The sequence below is a fragment of the Flavobacterium tructae genome, assembly GCF_002217475.1.
Lineage (GTDB): Bacteria > Bacteroidota > Bacteroidia > Flavobacteriales > Flavobacteriaceae > Flavobacterium > Flavobacterium tructae.
Genome location: NZ_MUHH01000013.1, coordinates 68,584 through 85,411 on the forward strand (window position 1 = coordinate 68,584; position 16,828 = coordinate 85,411).

The window sequence follows — 16,828 nt, forward strand, 5'->3', positions numbered from 1 at the left end:
ATATCTTTTACATTCTTTTCACCCGCAATTAAAAAAGCCTTTCAAGTATAAAATCTTGAAAGGCTTTTGTCTACAAATTAAAAAGCAATATTATTTCCAACCGCCGCCTAAGTCTCTGTAAACATGGACTGCAGCATTCAATTGTTCTTTTTTAGTATCTACCAATTCCAATTTTGCTTCTAATGCATCTCGTTGTGTCATTAAAACCTCAAAATAATCTACTCTGGCCGATTTAAACAAATCATTAGAAACATCTATTGAAGTGTTCAGAGCATCTACCTGTTGCGATTTAAGATCATAGCCTTTTTGTAAGTTTTCAATCTTCGAAAGTTGATTAGAAACTTCTAAATAAGCATTCAAAATGGTACGATCGTAATTGTACAAAGCCTGAAGCTGTCTTGCATTTGCGCTGGCGAATTCTGCTTTAATCGCATTTCTGTTGATCAGCGGTGCGGCCAGATCTCCTGCTAATGAATACAGAAGTGACTCCGGAAATGTTAACAGATAAGAAGGTTTAAACGCCTGCACTCCTATTGCAGCTGAAATGTCTAATGAAGGATAGAATTCTGCACGTGCCACTTTTACATCTAATTTTGAAGCGACTAATTCTAATTCTGCCTGTTTCACATCAGGACGGTTTGCCAGTAATTGAGACGGAATTCCTGAAGTCACAACAGCCGGTAATAAGCTCAGGAAGTTGTTTGTATTAGTTCTTTTAATTTCCTGTGGATATCTTCCCAATAAAAAGTTGATTTTATTCTCCGTTTCTTTTATTTGCTGAAGAATTCCAAATTCCATACTTTTTGAAGTTAAAACCTCAGCTTCAAACTTCTTCACGCCCAGTTCGGTCGCTCTTGCCGCTTGTTTCTGAATTTTTACAATTTCCAAAGCATTCGTCTGCAATTTGATGGTTTGTTTTACAATGTCCAATTGGGTATCTAAAGCCAGTAACTCATAATAAGAATCGGCTACTTCGGCAATAAGATTCGTAATTACAAAGTTCTTCCCTTCAACTGTCGCTAAATATCGGTTTAAAGCTGCTTTTTTAGAATTGCGCAGTTTTTTCCAAATGTCAACTTCCCAGTTTGCATAGGCCGAAATAGTAAAATCTCCCAATGGATCTGGGGTCTTTACGCCTGGTTTGATGTCTGTATTGGCATCACCCGCACCCTGACTGGTGTAGCGGCCCACTTTCTCTACTCCCGCTCCGGCACGAACACCAACAGTTGGCAATAAAAGTCCTTTTTTTACACGAATGTCATTTCTTGCAATCTCAATTTCCTGCAAAGTAATGTTTAATTCCTGATTGTTCTTAAGCGCAACATCAATTAGCTCTACCAGATTCTGATCTTTAAAATAATCTTTCCACGCTAATGTTGCTGTATTGTTATTAGCATCCTGAATCTGAGTTGTTGTACCAAACGACTCAGGAACTGGTGTGCTTGTTGTTGTAGTCTCAGGAGCAGGGGCTTTACACCCTGCAACCATGAGACATGCACTCAATGCAATACTATATTGATATGATTTGAATTTATACATGATTGTTATCAATTTCTTCTGTTAATGGATTCTCTTCTTCATGTTTCACTAGTTTGTATCTCTCTGCTATTTTTCCAAAGATGTAATACAAACCAGGAATCAAAAACACCCCACAAATCGTTCCGATAAGCATACCTCCTGCCGCAGCAGTACCAATCGTACGGTTACCAATTTTTCCGGGACCGGTAGCAAATGCAAGTGGTAATAAACCTGCAATAAAAGCAAAGGAAGTCATCAAGATTGGACGGAACCTTGCTTTGGCTCCTTCCATTGCAGCTTCCAGAACTGATTTACCTGCAGCATGTCGCTGGATTGCAAACTCTACAATCAAAACGGCATTTTTACCCAATAAACCAATAAGCATTACCATAGCTACTTGTGCATAAATGTTGTTCTCTAATCCTGTTAATTTCAGTAAAAAGAAAGCTCCAAAAATACCTGCCGGTAAAGAAAGAATTACAGATAATGGTAAAATAAAACTCTCGTATTGAGCTGCCAGTACCAGATATACGAATCCTAAACAGATCAGGAATACCCAGATTGCCTGATTCCCCTGTGCCACCTCATCAGCAGAAATACCTGCCCAGTCGATGTCGTATCCTCTGGGTAATTTTTTAGCAGCAACTTCCTGAACAACTTTAATTGCCGTACCGGAACTATATCCCGCTGCAGCAGATCCACTAATTTGTGTGGAAGTATACATATTGTGTCTTGTGATTTCAGAAAGTCCGTATACTTTTTCCAATCTCATAAAAGCGGAGTAAGGTACCATTTCATCACGGTTGTTTTTCACATACAATTTTAGGATATCATCGGGCTGAGCACGATATTCCGGAGAAGCCTGAACAATTACTTTATAGTTAATTCCGAATTTAATAAAACTGATTTCGTAGTTACTTCCCACAAGAGTTGACAAGGTATTCATGGCATTTTCGATGGAAACTCCTTTTTGTTGTGCCAGATCATTGTCGACTTTCATCATGTATTGAGGAAAACTCGAACTATAGAAACTAAACACGTTAGACAATTCCGGATGTCTGTTCAATTCAGCAACAAAGTCATTATTTACCTTTTCCATTTTTTTGTAATCTCCGGAACCTGTTTTATCCAATAAACGAAGTTCAAATCCTCCGGCAGCACCATATCCAGGTACAGCAGGCGGTTGGAAAAATTCGATATTCGCTCCTGCAATATCTTTACATTTTTCCTCCATTTCATGCATGATCTCCAAAACAGATTCTTTTCGGTCGCTCCAATCCTTAAGGTTAACCAAACAAGTTCCTGAGTTTGCTCCTGTACCTTCAGAAAGAATTTCGTAACCTGCCAATGAAGAAACTGATTTTACTCCGTCTATATCTTCAGCAATTTTCTGAACTCGCTCTGCAATATTGTTGGTTCTTTCTAATGAAGAACCCGGAGGTGTCTGAATTACAGCATAGAACATTCCCTGATCCTCATTCGGAATAAATCCGGAAGGAACGGTACTGCTCACTAACCATGTTCCGGCACAAAATCCTAACAAAGCAATTACAGTAACGGCTCTTCTGTTTACGATCTTACCTAATACATTTTGATATTTCCCCTGAGCCAGATTAAACTTGTTATTAAAACCATCTATAAAAACATTAACAGGTGTTTTCTTTTTAGGCAGAGCATGATTATTTTTTAACATCATAGCACAAAGTGCCGGTGTCAAGGTTAAAGCCACAATACCCGAAAGTATAATCGCCGTTGCCATAGTAACCGAGAACTGACGGTAAAACACCCCAACAGGACCTGACATGAATGCCACCGGAATAAATACCGCCGCCATCAGGAATGTAATCGCTATAATTGCCCCTGCAATCTCATGCATCGCTTTTTTAGTTGCTTTCAGAGGCGACAGATGTTCTTCTTCCATTTTGGCGTGAACCGCCTCAATCACAACGATCGCATCATCGACGACGACTCCAATTGCTAATACTAAAGCAAACAAAGTAATTAAGTTCAATGAAATATCTAAGAAAGTCATGAATACAAAGGTTCCAATCAACGATACCGGTACCGCAATTGCCGGAATAACAGTCGAACGCCAGTCTCCCAGGAAAAGAAATACCACTAAACCTACCAAAATAAAAGCTTCTACCAGCGTGTGGATTACTTTTTCGATAGAGGCATCCAAAAATTTAGAAACGTCGTATGAAATTTCATAATCCATTCCTTTTGGAAATTTTTGCTTAATTTTTTCCAATTTCGCTTTTACCTCCTCAATAACCTGATTGGCATTACTTCCAAATGACTGTTTCAATACAATAGCCGCAGAAGGCTTACCATTTAGGTTCGAGTAAATATCATACATCGAACTTCCAAATTCAATATTGGCAATATCTTTCAAACGTAAAAGTTCTCCGTTAGCATTGGATTTTACCACAATATTTCCATATTGCTCTTTTGTGGTAAAACGTCCTGAATATTTCAATACATATTCAAATGCCTGAGAACGTTTACCGGAACTTTCTCCTGTTTTACCCGGAGAAGCCTCCAAACTTTGACTTGACAATGCTTCCATTACCTCATCGGCAGAGATTTTGTACGCCAGCATACGATCCGGTTTCAGCCAGATACGCATAGCATATTCACGAGTTCCCAGGATATCTCCGGAACCAATACCATTTACCCTTTTCAATTCTGAAAGTACGTTGATATCAGCGTAGTTGTACAAGAACTTCATGTCGGTATTTTTGTCTGTACTGTAAAGGTTCACGTACATCAACATACTCGGCACTTCTCGGGTAATTTTTATACCCTCTCTAATTACTAATGGAGGTAATTTATTGGTAACCGAAGCTACACGGTTCTGAACGTTAACCGCCGCTTGGTTGGGATCTGTTCCTAAGTTAAAAACTACTTTTATAGTCGCCTCACCATCATTTCCGGCATCAGAAGACATGTATTTCATTCCCGGAACTCCATTTAAAGCTCTTTCTAAAGGAATAATAACTGCCTTGATCATTAATTCACCGTTAGATCCGGGATAATCTGCAGTAACATTCACCATTGGTGGTGAGATTGTAGGGAATTGCGTGATAGGTAAATTCAATACCGACAATACTCCTAAAAAGACAATTATAAGCGATATTACTATCGACAGTACAGGTCTTTGAATAAATTTATTAAACATTTTTTATTTTTTTAATGATTAAACCTATTCTGCTTTTAAGCGTAAATTGTTCATTACCGCTTTAGGAGATTGGAATTCATATTTGATTTTGTCGTTCTCTTTTACTTTTTGAACTCCTTCAAGTAAAATTTTATCGGTATCGGCAAGTCCGGTTCTGATCACATACAAATCAGGGATTTCACCTGTTATTGTGATTTCTCTTGAATTTACTTTATTGTTCTTATCGATCACAAAAACATATTTTTTATCCTGAATTTCGTAAGTCGCTTTTTGAGGAATTACGATGGCATTCTTAAGCGGAACAATCATCTGAACCTGCCCTGTTTCTCCATTTCTAAGCAATTTTCCTGAATTAGGAAATCGTGCTCTGAACGCAATATTTCCGGTTTCATTATTAAACTCACTTTCGATAACTTCTACATTTCCTTTTTCTTTAAAAGTTTCACCGTTAGCCAAAACCAAGCTTACTCTGTTATCAGCACGATCTTTTACATCGGTCTGGTATTGTAGATATTCCGGTTCTGAAACATTGAAATAAGCAAACATCTGACTGTTGTCTGAAAGACTCGTCATCAATTCACCTTCATCAATAAGGCTTCCTAATTTTAATGGAATACGATCGATAGTTCCGTCAAACGGAGCTCTGATTTCTGTAAATGACAAATGAAGTTTTGCCAGTGCTACTTCGGCTTTTGCAGATTGCAATTTTGCCTGTGCTACACTTAATTCGTTCTTAGAAACGATATTTTTATCTGCCAGTAATTTGGCATTTTGAAGTTCTATTTCTACTGATTTTTGTTCAGCTTGTGCTTTTAGTAATTCTGCCTGATACATATTTGGCATAATTTTAAACAACAGCTGCCCTTTTTTTACAAATTGTCCTTCATCCACAAAGATGTTTTGTAAAAAACCTTTTTCCTGAGCACGGATCTCAATGTTACGTACTGATTTGATTTGTGAAACGTACTGTTTCGTAAACGAAGTGTCTATTTTTACCGGATTGGTAACAACAAATTTTTCTACTTCTTCTTTTTCTTCTTTTTTAGTTGTACAACTAGTTAGGCACACCAGGGCAATTAAGCCTGTGAACAAGATAATTCTTTTCATGATTTTAATGGAAATTAAGCGATTGAGTGCTTGGAATACAGTGATTCCTTTAGATGAAAAAATGCATCAGGTGCCCTTAGTCAGAACTTAACTTTCATATAAGATGAAGTAGCAAAAAATACATCAACAAAATATGCAGATCACAACTTAGGCAACCGATGTATATTGTTGAATCAAATTCTTAGTACTCGTTGAGTAATGTAGATAGGATTTGAGTTGCCACATAAGGACAGGAAGATTTTAAAACGATTATAATCGTTTGCAGCAGTCTGACTGGTAGCAAAGGAAAGATACCAACTGTCAAGTAAGCTGTAATTTGTTGTAAACAAATGGTTTGAAAGGCCACCTTTAAGATCATCACTTCCAAGGCATTCTTCTTCAGTATCACAATCAGCATCTTCTATAATAGAACTGCCCTGATCCTGATTGGTGAATTTTACACGGTGTCTTTTCTCAAGGTGGTGAGAATGGGAGTCTTTAGGAGTACCCGCATTAAGATATTGCCCTCCGCCAAGCAGAAGCAAATTCATAAATACTAAAAAGACTATTAACTTTCTCATTTGGGTGCGAAAGTAAGGAAAGTATCGAAAGAAAAAAAGATTTTTTTATAAGCTTTAACATTTAATAAAACACGAAAACGTTTTCAGGGTTTTAATAGGCTGATTTTGTGATAAAAAAACACTCTTTCTTGCCTAAAAATCATAAAAAATTGACTCTGATTCAGAATCAAATTGATAACATTTCAAAAAACATCAAAAAAACATCAAAATCGCAAATATCTGAGGATGTATATTTTATTTCAAAAAGTAAGCTCTGTTTTCTAAAGTAAAATCTCCATTATGGTAAATTCCTGTCCTGCTTTTTCAAAAACCTGCCCCGTATCCTTCATGCCCAGTTTCTCATAAAAAGCTTTTTTATTAACTCTGGCGTTACACCAAACTTTTTTCAATTTCTTTTCTTTTGCTAATTCCAAAATATATTTTACAAGCTCAGAACCAATACCTTTCCCCTGATATACTTCCAGCGTAGCCAGCTTTCTGAACTGCATTTTGTCATCATTGATGAAACAGGAAACAATTGAAACCAGCTTATCCTCCACAAAAACGCCAAAGTGTAATCCTAAAGCATCTTCTTCTAACTGTACAAACTCAAACGGCTGATCCAGCCACATTACTTCATGTCTGATTTGCCAGGTCTCCGAAGCCTCTATTGTTTTGATTTTCATTGTTCTGCTAATTACTCTTTTACACACAAAGATATTTCATAAAAACAGAAAAAGGGAATCTAAGTTGATTCCCTTTTTTACTATTCTACTTTTATATAAAATCGCTCTGTATTATTGTCGGTTATTTTTTCAATACCCTCATCTCCCTTCTTACCAACATTAATGACATGTAATTCATTTCCATTTATGGTGCAATTCCAAACTGTACCATCAGATAAAATAATGTCCGAAAACAATGCATCTGATTTCTCTTTGTTGTAATACACTAATTTCTCAGACTTAATAAGTTTTTTTTCCTGCGTTTTCTTATTCTTCTCATACGAAAAGATTTCATCATCTTTAATCTCAATTAATTCCTCAAAATCTTTCTGAGAAGCTGCATTGTTTTGACTAGCAGCCCAAACCGGCTTATCTCCGACCATTTTCCAGGTACCAATAGCCTGCTTTAAAAGATGTTCTCTCAAAACTGTTCTTAAGGTATCTACTTTTTTAATCGATTCCTGACCTATTGTATTATCAGGTTTAATTTTTGAGGCAATGTAAAACAAGTCAATTGCTTTCTTATAATCTGCTTTTTCATAGTAATCTAAAGCTAATTCGTATCTGCTTTTCTGAAATGCGATTTTAGGGTTGTTTTGAGCAAAGTTTTTAAAACAGATTAATAAAACAATAAAAAATAGTTTCTTTTTCATTAATAATGTAGGTTTTCATTTTTTTGCAAACCTAGTTTTTTAATCGCAGACTTCCATCTCCTTTTTAACTTTTTTTTAATTTAAATATAAGATTTTACCTATAAATCATCAGAGAAGAAATTCAACGACCCTGTCTCTCTTATATTTATTGCTACTTTTTACTATTTTACTCTAATTTAGACTGAAAATAAATTTAAAACTTCCATTGCTTTATCTGTGTCTTTTTTAGCCACGAAGATATGATCATGATAAAAAGCAGCCACGACATTACAGCTAATACCATTCTCAGAAAGTGCTTTCGAAAAAGCCGCCGTTAAACCAACTGCTTCTAATGAAGAATGCACCGTGAGTGTGATCCAGGACATTACAACTGAGTAATCCAACTTTAATGTGTCTGCAATTTCTTTTTTCAAAATCAGAGTAATTCCCTCATTTTCTTTGAACAACATTACAATATCATCCATAGACATGTTCCCGATCTTTTCTACTTTACAGAAAACATAATCTCCTAAATTATGCTGAGGTTTCATGCTTTTTAGCAATTTTTCCAAATCTTTTTCTCCTGACATTTTAAGTTTTTGTTAAATCGGTTATTTTAGTTTCTCCAGCTTCCCCTTTGCTTCCGAAAAGTTTTTATCCAACAGCAGCGCCTTTTCGTAACTGGCAATTGCATTTTTCTTATCACCATTAGCTTCATAAAAATCTCCAAGGGAATCATATACGTTTGCACTTTTAGGATAATTGGCAACATTTAACTTAAACAGATAACCGGCCAAATCCATATCTTTTTTTCCTAAAGACTGATAACCATAAGCATTTACGGTATTTTCAGGAACATTAACGGTATAACCCAATTTTTTTGAAACATTCTCGAAGTGTTTTTCAATCTTAGCAAAAACTGCTTTATTAAAATTAAACTGTTCCGTAATGGAAAGTTTCAATTGATTGAACTTAAACAGAAAACGCAGACCATCATAGGTGGCGATCAATGGCACAGATCCGTGATTGTCATCGTTGTAATATTGGTACGCATAATTCAGATTGCTTTTCTTATTGTTCTGCAAAAAATCATTGAAATCTAAAATAGAACGGATATGTTTGGTAAGAAGTGTTGCATCTTCTCTAACTTTTTCAATATTCATCCCCTCATCCATAGTATTTGCAACGGCCATAAATAAGGAAACTTTTGACAGGTTTTTATTGGCTAATTTTTTCTTCGTATCTGCTAAAAACTTCTGACGATCCCACCACAAACTTGGATCGATCGCAATATAAGAGTTAAATAAGTCGGTATGATTAGTAAGGATATTCAGGGCTGTCAACCCTCCAAAAGAATGTCCAATCAAAGTTTTAAAAGGTGCTGTGGGGTATTTACCATCGATATACGGAATCAGTTCTTTTTCAAGAAATTCAACAAATTTTTCTCCTCCCCCAGACTGATCACTTAGGCTTTGGGGCACAAAAGGAGGATCTACATCCGAATGTGTTGGGGTTAAATCACGATTTCTATTAGTGTTCGTAATCCCTACTATAATCATTTCCGGACAATTTGTATTTCCGTTCGTCTCGCTTAATTCTTCAATGATTCCCACAACTGAGCTAAAATGTCCCTCGGCATCGAGTAAATAAACGACCGGATACTTTTGTTTTGCTAAACCTGTATTTCGTGCACTTTTAGGAAGATGAATCCATATTTTTCTATTTTCGTTTAAAACTTTAGAGGAAATACTATCTATCGTTCCTATTTCAATTTTAGTTTTATTCTGGGAAAAGACAGAACCCGTCAGCAATGTGAATAAACTAAGGAATACTATCTTTTTTTTTAAAATAATTTGCAAACTATTCATCACTTTTTAACTGATTAAAAATTCGTTACTAAAAATTTAACATTCGCTTTTATTACAAACAGAAGCCGCTTTTCTATTGAAAAAAGCGGCTTCTGTTGTATTCTTTTATTTTCCTGACCAGGTATTGTCGGCAGGAGTAGCATCCATAAAAATACCACCATCTAGAACTACTTTTTTAATTGGCTTGCTGCTCTTCACTGTAACAGCGGCCAGTTTTTGATTCGCCTGCCAAACAGCCGGTGTGCTATGAACTGTTTCTGTCGTATTATCTGCGTAGGTTACAATGGCATCAAACGGAATTGCAAAACCACCAACATTGGCTACAGAAATAACATTCTTAGCCACCTTTTTAACGGAAAGATCTAAGTAATTATTCGTGAAAAACCAATTATCAAAAAACCAATTCAAATTTTTACCCGAAGCTGTATTGATCGAATTAAAATAATCCCATGGAACCGGGTGTTTACCATTCCAATTGTCCATATAGGCATGTAATGCTTTTTTAAACAAATCATCACCCAACAAGTCTTTTAAAGCCAGGTATGATAAAGAAGCTTTTCCGTATGAATTATTGCCATAACCAGAATCTGATAACTGTGACGACATAGTGATGATAGGCTGATCTTCTTCTGTAGACGGGTCATTTATATATTGCTCTACTCGAAATTCTTTATAAAACTTGTCGGCGGCTTCTTTTCCGTGCTCTGCGATTCCTATTAAATATTCAAAAGTTGTCGCCCAGCCTTCGTCCATAAAAGCATAACGTGTTTCGTTGATTCCCATATAAAAAGGAAAATAAGTATGAGCTACTTCATGATCCTGAACCAATTGTGCAAAAACAGGATCTCCCATTTGCGAATCATTACACATCATTGGATATTCCATATCTGCAAAACCCTGAAAAGCCGTCATTTTAGAATATGGATAAGGTACTCCCGGCCAATTGTGTGAGAAGAAATCTAAAGCATATTGGTTGTACTTAATCGAATTTTCAAAATCGGTTCCTTTTACATCATAAGCTGCTTGGATACTCGCGCGGCGCTTTGTTTTTTTATCTACAATTACACTTCCGGCATCCCATAAATAATGATCGCTTAAACCAAAACAAACATCTGTAATGTTTTTAGCTTCAAATTTCCAAACGTTCCAATCGCTTTGTTTTGTTACCAGACCGCTTTTCATTTCCTGCTCATTGGCAATGTGTAGAATTTCATCTGTTACGTATGATTTTTTTAAACGTGCAGCAAATTCAGGCTGTAAAACCTCATCCGGATTCAATAAATCTCCCGTTCCGTAAACCACATAATTTTTAGGTGCTTTTACAGAATACGTATAATCATTAAAATCATTATAAAACTCCTGACCTGAAGTATGAGGCAGGTTATCCCATTTATTGTAATCATCAAAAACAGAAACACGAGGATAACTATAGGCTACAAAAAAAGTAGTGTTATCGATTTGCCCCTCTCTCCCGCTCACTTCTGATAGCGGATAATTCCAATCGATATCAATTGTAATTTTACTATGAGGCGGCAAAGGTTTCTTCATTTTTACACTCCCAACCGTACCCCAGCTTTTAGCATCTTCTTTGTAAACTTCTCCTTCTATTTTTAAATTTGTTATTGTCAATCCTTCCGTAAAAAAACCTTCACTATTTAATACCGCTCGTGGCGAGGTTTTTTTATGAATATTATTCACAAATCTAATTCGTAAATTTCTTAGCGTATCATTACTGTTGTTTTCATACACGATCGTTTCGGTTCCGCTAACTATTTTTGTATTGGCGTCTACAGTCAAAGCCATGTCATATTTACCATGATTTTGCCAATAATTTTTCCCGGGTTTTCCATCCATAGAACGAACACCATTAGTATAAGATTCCTTAATGTTCCTTGGCATGTAAAGTTCCTGTGCAAAACTATTTTGTGCTAAAAACAAAAACGCTATAAATAGCAATTGAAGTGATTTTTTTTCCATAAGTTGTTTTAAGATTTTGGTGGTTTGATTGATTATAGTAGTTAGATGACATTTTTAGCTTTAAGTTACATTATTCAGAAAATTTATTTCTAAAAATAAACAATAAAGTCAGAACCTCAATCACACAGAAAATCAAAGACTTAAAAAGAAAATAAAAACCGTCCAATTCAAAAAGAAAAAGACGGCCTCTACAATTAATATATAACCTTGGAAACTACAAAATATAATCGGTATTAATAAAATTCGATTCCCTGCTGTTTAGCAATTCCTGCAAAATTTCATTGTTATAAGCGATATCTTTTGAAGCCACAAACGTACGGATAGAAAAAGAGCGCAAGGCATCCGGAATACTTAAAGTTCCTACAGCAGAATCTTTACGCCCCGTAAACGGGAAGGCATCAGGGCCACGCTGACAAGAACTGTTGAGGTTTACTCTGCATACTAAATTTACTAAGGCATCAATAAGCGGTGCCAAAGTTTTAATATCTTTCCCAAAAAGACTTACCTGCTGTCCATAATTGGATTCGGCCATATCTTCAAGCGGTTCATTGATATCTTTGAAAGAAATAATGGGAACCACCGGTCCAAACTGCTCTTCGTGATACACTCGCATTTCTTTGTTTACCGGATACAAAACTGCCGGAAAAATATAATTTTCACTATGCTTTCCTCCTTTTTCATTCAATACTTTTGCGCCCTTATGTAGGGCATCATCAATTAAGCCCTGAATATATTTTGGTTTGTCTGTTTCCGGAAGCGGTGTTAAAGAAACTCCTTTTTCCCAAGGATTTCCAAATGCCAGACCGTCTACCTTTTCAGCAAAACGTTTATTGAATTCTTCCGCAATAGATTCATGTACATATAGAACTTTTAGTGCCGTACAACGTTGTCCGTTAAACGATAAACTTCCGGTAATACATTCCTGAATCGCCAGATCTAAATCGGCATCAGGTAAAATAATCGCCGGGTTTTTCGCTTCCAGACCTAAAATCAAACGAAGTCTGTTTTTATTTGGATGCTGATCCTGTAATGCTATGGCTGATTTACTGTTTCCGATTAACGCTAAAACGTCAATTTTTCCCGACTTCATAATAGGCGAAGCTACTTCTCGGCCACGGCCGTAAACAATATTGATTACTCCTTTCGGAAAACTGCTTCTGAACGCTTCCAACAAAGGCGAAATACATAAAACACCATGTTTTGCAGGTTTAAAAATCACAGTGTTTCCCATAATTAAAGCGGGAATCAACAATGAAAAAGTCTCATTTAAAGGATAATTATAAGGTCCAAGGCACAAAACTACACCCAGAGGCCCACGACGAATCATCGCATTAACACCCTGAACTTTTTCAAAGTGCGAGCTACGTCCGTTTAGTTCCTTATAACTGTCTATGGTATCCTGAATATATTCAACGGTTCTGTCAAATTCTTTTTGCGAATCGCCAAGGTTTTTTCCAATTTCCCACATCAAAAGTTTCACCACCTCATCGCGGGTTTCCTTCATCTGTTTTACGAAATTCTCCATGCATTTAATGCGGTCAACGACCTTCATCGTTGGCCATAAGCCCTGACCTTTGTTGTAAGCGGCATTGGCAGCTTCTACTACTTCAGCGGCCTCCTTCTCTTCCATGAACGGAATCGATCCTAATAAAGTTGGCGTGTATTTTTCGGTTGAGGAAATGGTCGAAAAAACCGGGGTTGTTTGCCCCGTCCATGGTTTTAATTCTCCATTTACAAGATAAGTATCTTGATTGATCAAATTTTTAATTTGAAATTCTTCGGGTATTAAACTCATAATTTGGTCTGTTATAGTTTGGTTATTAATAGCATTTGAAAAAGAAAAAAGAGGCTTTATAGGCCTCTTCTTCTGTTTTATGGATTTACGGTTTCACCTTCCCAATCCAGAATTCCACCAAGCAAATTGTAGGCATTACTAATCCCTAACTCATTCATAATCTGACATGCTTTGGCACTTCTGGCACCAGAACGGCAATACACATAATAGTTTTTGTTTTTATCAAGCTCTTCGATTTCATAAATAAACCCTTGTCCTTTATTAATGTCGATGTTTACGGCATTTTCAATGTAGCCGTCATTAAATTCGTCTTCAGTTCTTACGTCCAGTATAACTGCATTCTCGTCAGCAGCCAGCTGATTAACCCAATCTTCTTGTGATAAATTCATAGTAAATGTGTTTTTGTAAAATTACGACGTTTCTATTGATTAAAAACGTGCCAAATGCGATTTCGATTATTATTCTCAGAAAACGTTTTAGAGAAAGTACTATAATCAGTGAAAAGCAAATTTACTTACTATTTTTAAAAATATAGTCTATAAATTCGATAGAAAATAGGATTTTTTCATTTACACAAAACACCTCTTAAATATAATTTTCTGATAATTTATACCATTGCAATCCCCTATCTTTGTAATAAATTATAGATTTTAATTTTAATTTAATAAAAATGTTCTTCACGAATGTTTTTTGCCACTGATTAAAAGGATTAAAATATTCGCCACGAATTTCCACAAATTAATTCGTGGAATTTGTGGCAAAAAAAGTGTAAACCTGTTCAAACCGTAAAAACCGTGGGCATTAATTCCCTCCTATTATCAATGCAAAACTCACTAAAAAATATATTCCCTAATTTTTCCGACGAACTTATTGCAACAATTGAAGAAAACGGAAGTGCACAGGATTTTGAAGCCGGAACCATTTTAATGCGAACCGGACAATACATTAAAAACACCGTGTTAATTACCAAAGGAAAAATTAAAATTTACCGCGAAGGCGAAGATGGCGGCGAGTTTTTAATGTACTACCTACAACCCGGGCAAGCCTGCGCCATTTCGATGATCTGCACTGCTAAAAGCGAAAAAAGCCAGATAATGGCAAAAGTTGTCGAAGATGTTTCGGTTATGATGATTCCGTTACAAATGATGGACAAATGGATGATGGAACACCGAACCTGGTATGAATTTGTAATCGATACCTACCGCAGCCGCTTTGAAGAAGTTTTGGAGGTCGTTGACAATATCGCTTTCCGTTCTATGGACGAGCGTCTGGAATTTTATCTCAAAAGACATTCTGATGCCTGCGGCTGCTCTGAAGTAAATCTTTCGCATCAGGAAATTGCAACGGAATTGAATACTTCCAGAGAGGTAATCTCCAGACTCCTCAAAAAAATGGAACAACGTGGCCTGGTCAAACTCAACCGCAATCAAATCGAACTTTTAAAATAGACAGTTGCCATAGATTAATTTGATTAAATTGATTTTTTAACGATATGACGAATTTACAGCAATGCTGATTTAAAAACTAACCCAACAGAAATCCTATTAATCTTTTTAATCTGTGGCAAAATACTCTTATGTGATAAATGTTACTGTGAGTCTCTCTTAAACGAAGCATCTTTGCGTTAAAACAAATGCAATGGAATATTTAGGATACTTCGCCTCAATCATTATAGGAATATCACTAGGCTTAATTGGCGGAGGCGGATCTATACTAACCATTCCGATTTTGGTGTATTTGTTCAAAGTAAATCCGGAGCAGGCTACTTCTTATTCTTTATTTATAGTGGGATTAACTGCCATGTTTGGAAGTTACAGTCATTACAAAATGGGGAATCTTAAACTTAAGTCAGCTTTGTATTTTGCGATTCCTTCTGTCATTTCGATTCTGATTATTCGGGAAGTTATTTTTCCTCAAATTGCTTCTACCCTGTTTTCTATAGCTTCATATTCGGTTTCCAAAGATTTTCTCATCATGATTATCTTCTCGGTATTGATGATTACAGCAGCAATTTCGATGATCCGAAAAAATAAACCCGAAACAAAAGCCACCGAAACTAATTATATTCAATTAAGTCTAATTGGAATTTTAGTTGGAATTGTGACTGGATTTTTGGGTGCCGGAGGTGGTTTTCTAATTATCCCTGCACTGCTTTTCTTCGCTAATTTACCCATGAAACAAGCCGTTGGAACTTCATTGTTGATTATTACGATTAACTCTTCGATAGGTTTCGGCGGCGATTTATACATCGGAACTCCTATCGATTATACTTTTTTATTAGGGGTTTCGGCAATGGCACTCTTCGGAATGTTTATAGGAAGCCAGCTTTCTAAAAAAATCGACGGTGCTAAACTAAAACCCATTTTTGGATGGTTTGTTCTCGTAATGGGATTTTATATTATTACCAAGGAAGTTTTGTTTTAAAGTTTTAAAGTTTCACGCAGATTCAGCAGATTTTTATTTTGGTTAATTGTAGAATATCTTTACTATAGATGTAAAAAAAAGCATAAAAACTTTATTTTTAGACCAAATAATCACAATCATTGTCATTTCAACGAAGGAGAAATCTCCGCGAGAAGCTCGACAAAGATTGACTTTCGTTGCGGAGTTACTTGCGGAGTTTCCTCGTACCTCGGAATGACAAAAGTGTGCAGGCTAACTTTACACTTAAGCCTTTTTTACTTCCACCAATAATAATAGTTATGTTGACCGTCGTATTCAAAACCACAGCGCGGATATAATTGGTTTCCTATATCATTTGTTTTTTCGGTTTCCAGCATCAAACCACAAGCATTTGTTTCCTCACACCATTCTTTACTGCGATCAATTAATGCCACAGAAAATCCTTTACCCCTGTAATCAGGATGCACAAAAAGATCATTTAGTAACCATAGTCTTTGCATTTTAGTAGAGCTAAATATTTTATAGAGCTGTACAAAACCAACTGCTTTTCCGTCTGCAATCGCTAAAAAAATATCCGATTCATTATGCAACAATCGTTCTTTAAGAAATGCTTTGCCTGCCTCAACATCAGATTTCTGACGATAGAAAACACGATAGAGGTCAAAAAGTTCAGCTGTTTCATTGAGATCTTCTAAACTTGCTTTTTTGATTTGGTAATTCATTATTGTAAATTTTGAGATTAAAAGAACGAAAATATTCTAAAACTTAAACTCTTTTATAGTCCAGATTTCATAAAACGGGATCATCCAGAACTTAATTCTTTTCAAAAGATTAACTTAAACAAAAAAACAAATGATCTCTTTTACCACTTCTATTAAACCCTGAATTTTGATAAAGATGAAAACCAAAAAAACAACCTAAAAATTACTTACATTCGAAACCTTACGCTCTGAAAGAGCCTTAGCAACAACATGGTGGGAAGCACTATGAATGAAAAAAGATTATGATGATAAGCCCTGAAAGGGCGAAAGCCTAATCTCAAAAAAAAATATCCTTTATATATTTTTGAGAAACATTTATTCT

General features: G+C 35.9%; 14 protein-coding genes. 2 read left to right on the forward strand and 12 right to left on the reverse strand.

What is annotated here, in order from left to right; translation table 11 throughout:
• Positions 1–90: 90 nt before the first annotated feature.
• From B0A80_RS03300 to B0A80_RS03350, 11 genes are all read right to left on the reverse strand, one after another.
• Positions 91–1,539 (reverse strand): TolC family protein, encoded by a 1,449-nt coding sequence (locus B0A80_RS03300; protein WP_089076407.1) that lies wholly within the window; start codon positions 1,537–1,539, stop codon positions 91–93.
• Positions 1,532–4,699, reverse strand: a complete 3,168-nt coding sequence (locus B0A80_RS03305) for an efflux RND transporter permease subunit (protein WP_089076408.1) — start codon at positions 4,697–4,699, stop codon at positions 1,532–1,534. The genes B0A80_RS03300 and B0A80_RS03305 overlap by 8 nt, the downstream gene beginning before the upstream one ends.
• Positions 4,700–4,723: 24 nt before the next feature.
• Complete coding sequence (locus B0A80_RS03310) at positions 4,724–5,806, reverse strand: efflux RND transporter periplasmic adaptor subunit (RefSeq protein WP_017495288.1); 1,083 nt, start codon at positions 5,804–5,806, stop codon at positions 4,724–4,726.
• Between the two features lie 173 nt (positions 5,807–5,979).
• Positions 5,980–6,366: a hypothetical protein gene (locus B0A80_RS03315; protein WP_233430703.1), complete on the reverse strand. Its 387-nt coding sequence runs from the start codon at positions 6,364–6,366 to the stop codon at positions 5,980–5,982.
• 260 nt (positions 6,367–6,626) lie between these two features.
• On the reverse strand, positions 6,627–7,031 hold the full coding sequence (locus B0A80_RS03320) for a GNAT family N-acetyltransferase (RefSeq protein WP_089076409.1): 405 nt from the start codon (positions 7,029–7,031) through the stop codon (positions 6,627–6,629).
• An 80-nt stretch (positions 7,032–7,111) separates the two neighbouring features.
• Positions 7,112–7,723, reverse strand: coding sequence for a hypothetical protein (locus B0A80_RS03325; RefSeq protein WP_070907384.1), 612 nt, complete (start codon positions 7,721–7,723; stop codon positions 7,112–7,114).
• 176 nt (positions 7,724–7,899) lie between these two features.
• Positions 7,900–8,292, reverse strand: a complete 393-nt coding sequence (locus B0A80_RS03330) for an ACT domain-containing protein (protein WP_089076410.1) — start codon at positions 8,290–8,292, stop codon at positions 7,900–7,902.
• Positions 8,293–8,313: 21 nt separating this feature from the next.
• On the reverse strand, positions 8,314–9,570 hold the full coding sequence (locus B0A80_RS03335; protein ID WP_089076411.1) for an alpha/beta hydrolase-fold protein: 1,257 nt from the start codon (positions 9,568–9,570) through the stop codon (positions 8,314–8,316).
• A gap of 105 nt (positions 9,571–9,675) precedes the next feature.
• Positions 9,676–11,547, reverse strand: coding sequence for a M1 family metallopeptidase (locus B0A80_RS03340; protein ID WP_070907387.1), 1,872 nt, complete (start codon positions 11,545–11,547; stop codon positions 9,676–9,678).
• A gap of 214 nt (positions 11,548–11,761) precedes the next feature.
• On the reverse strand, positions 11,762–13,342 hold the full coding sequence (locus B0A80_RS03345; protein ID WP_089076412.1) for an NADP-dependent glyceraldehyde-3-phosphate dehydrogenase: 1,581 nt from the start codon (positions 13,340–13,342) through the stop codon (positions 11,762–11,764).
• Positions 13,343–13,419: 77 nt separating this feature from the next.
• Positions 13,420–13,731, reverse strand: a complete 312-nt coding sequence (locus B0A80_RS03350) for a rhodanese-like domain-containing protein (protein WP_017495279.1) — start codon at positions 13,729–13,731, stop codon at positions 13,420–13,422.
• 432 nt (positions 13,732–14,163) lie between these two features.
• Here B0A80_RS03350 and B0A80_RS03355 point away from each other — a divergent pair, with 432 nt between their 5' ends.
• Both B0A80_RS03355 and B0A80_RS03360 read left to right on the forward strand, forming a co-directional pair.
• Complete coding sequence (locus B0A80_RS03355; RefSeq protein ID WP_089076413.1) at positions 14,164–14,790, forward strand: Crp/Fnr family transcriptional regulator; 627 nt, start codon at positions 14,164–14,166, stop codon at positions 14,788–14,790.
• Positions 14,791–14,980: 190 nt separating this feature from the next.
• A complete protein-coding gene (locus tag B0A80_RS03360) occupies positions 14,981–15,766 on the forward strand; it encodes a sulfite exporter TauE/SafE family protein (RefSeq protein WP_089076414.1) in 786 nt (261 codons plus the stop codon).
• Positions 15,767–16,020: 254 nt separating this feature from the next.
• Here the strand turns inward: B0A80_RS03360 and B0A80_RS03365 are convergent, their stop codons facing one another.
• A complete protein-coding gene (locus tag B0A80_RS03365) occupies positions 16,021–16,467 on the reverse strand; it encodes a GNAT family N-acetyltransferase (protein WP_089076415.1) in 447 nt (148 codons plus the stop codon).
• Positions 16,468–16,828: the final 361 nt, after the last annotated feature.

Excerpts from the sequence above, each read along its gene's own strand:
- B0A80_RS03360 (WP_089076414.1), top strand. The coding sequence starts at position 14,981 with ATGGAATATTTAGGATACTTCGCCTCAATCATTATAGGAATATCACTA.
- B0A80_RS03300 (WP_089076407.1), bottom strand. The coding sequence starts at position 1,539 with ATGTATAAATTCAAATCATATCAATATAGTATTGCATTGAGTGCATGT.
- B0A80_RS03320 (WP_089076409.1), bottom strand. The coding sequence starts at position 7,031 with ATGAAAATCAAAACAATAGAGGCTTCGGAGACCTGGCAAATCAGACAT.
- B0A80_RS03325 (WP_070907384.1), bottom strand. The coding sequence starts at position 7,723 with ATGAAAAAGAAACTATTTTTTATTGTTTTATTAATCTGTTTTAAAAAC.
- B0A80_RS03350 (WP_017495279.1), bottom strand. The coding sequence starts at position 13,731 with ATGAATTTATCACAAGAAGATTGGGTTAATCAGCTGGCTGCTGACGAG.
- B0A80_RS03305 (WP_089076408.1), bottom strand. The coding sequence starts at position 4,699 with ATGTTTAATAAATTTATTCAAAGACCTGTACTGTCGATAGTAATATCG.
- B0A80_RS03330 (WP_089076410.1), bottom strand. The coding sequence starts at position 8,292 with ATGTCAGGAGAAAAAGATTTGGAAAAATTGCTAAAAAGCATGAAACCT.
- B0A80_RS03355 (WP_089076413.1), top strand. The coding sequence starts at position 14,164 with ATGCAAAACTCACTAAAAAATATATTCCCTAATTTTTCCGACGAACTT.
- B0A80_RS03365 (WP_089076415.1), bottom strand. The coding sequence starts at position 16,467 with ATGAATTACCAAATCAAAAAAGCAAGTTTAGAAGATCTCAATGAAACA.
- B0A80_RS03335 (WP_089076411.1), bottom strand. The coding sequence starts at position 9,570 with ATGAATAGTTTGCAAATTATTTTAAAAAAAAAGATAGTATTCCTTAGT.
- B0A80_RS03340 (WP_070907387.1), bottom strand. The coding sequence starts at position 11,547 with ATGGAAAAAAAATCACTTCAATTGCTATTTATAGCGTTTTTGTTTTTA.
- B0A80_RS03345 (WP_089076412.1), bottom strand. The coding sequence starts at position 13,342 with ATGAGTTTAATACCCGAAGAATTTCAAATTAAAAATTTGATCAATCAA.
- B0A80_RS03315 (WP_233430703.1), bottom strand. The coding sequence starts at position 6,366 with ATGAGAAAGTTAATAGTCTTTTTAGTATTTATGAATTTGCTTCTGCTT.
- B0A80_RS03310 (WP_017495288.1), bottom strand. The coding sequence starts at position 5,806 with ATGAAAAGAATTATCTTGTTCACAGGCTTAATTGCCCTGGTGTGCCTA.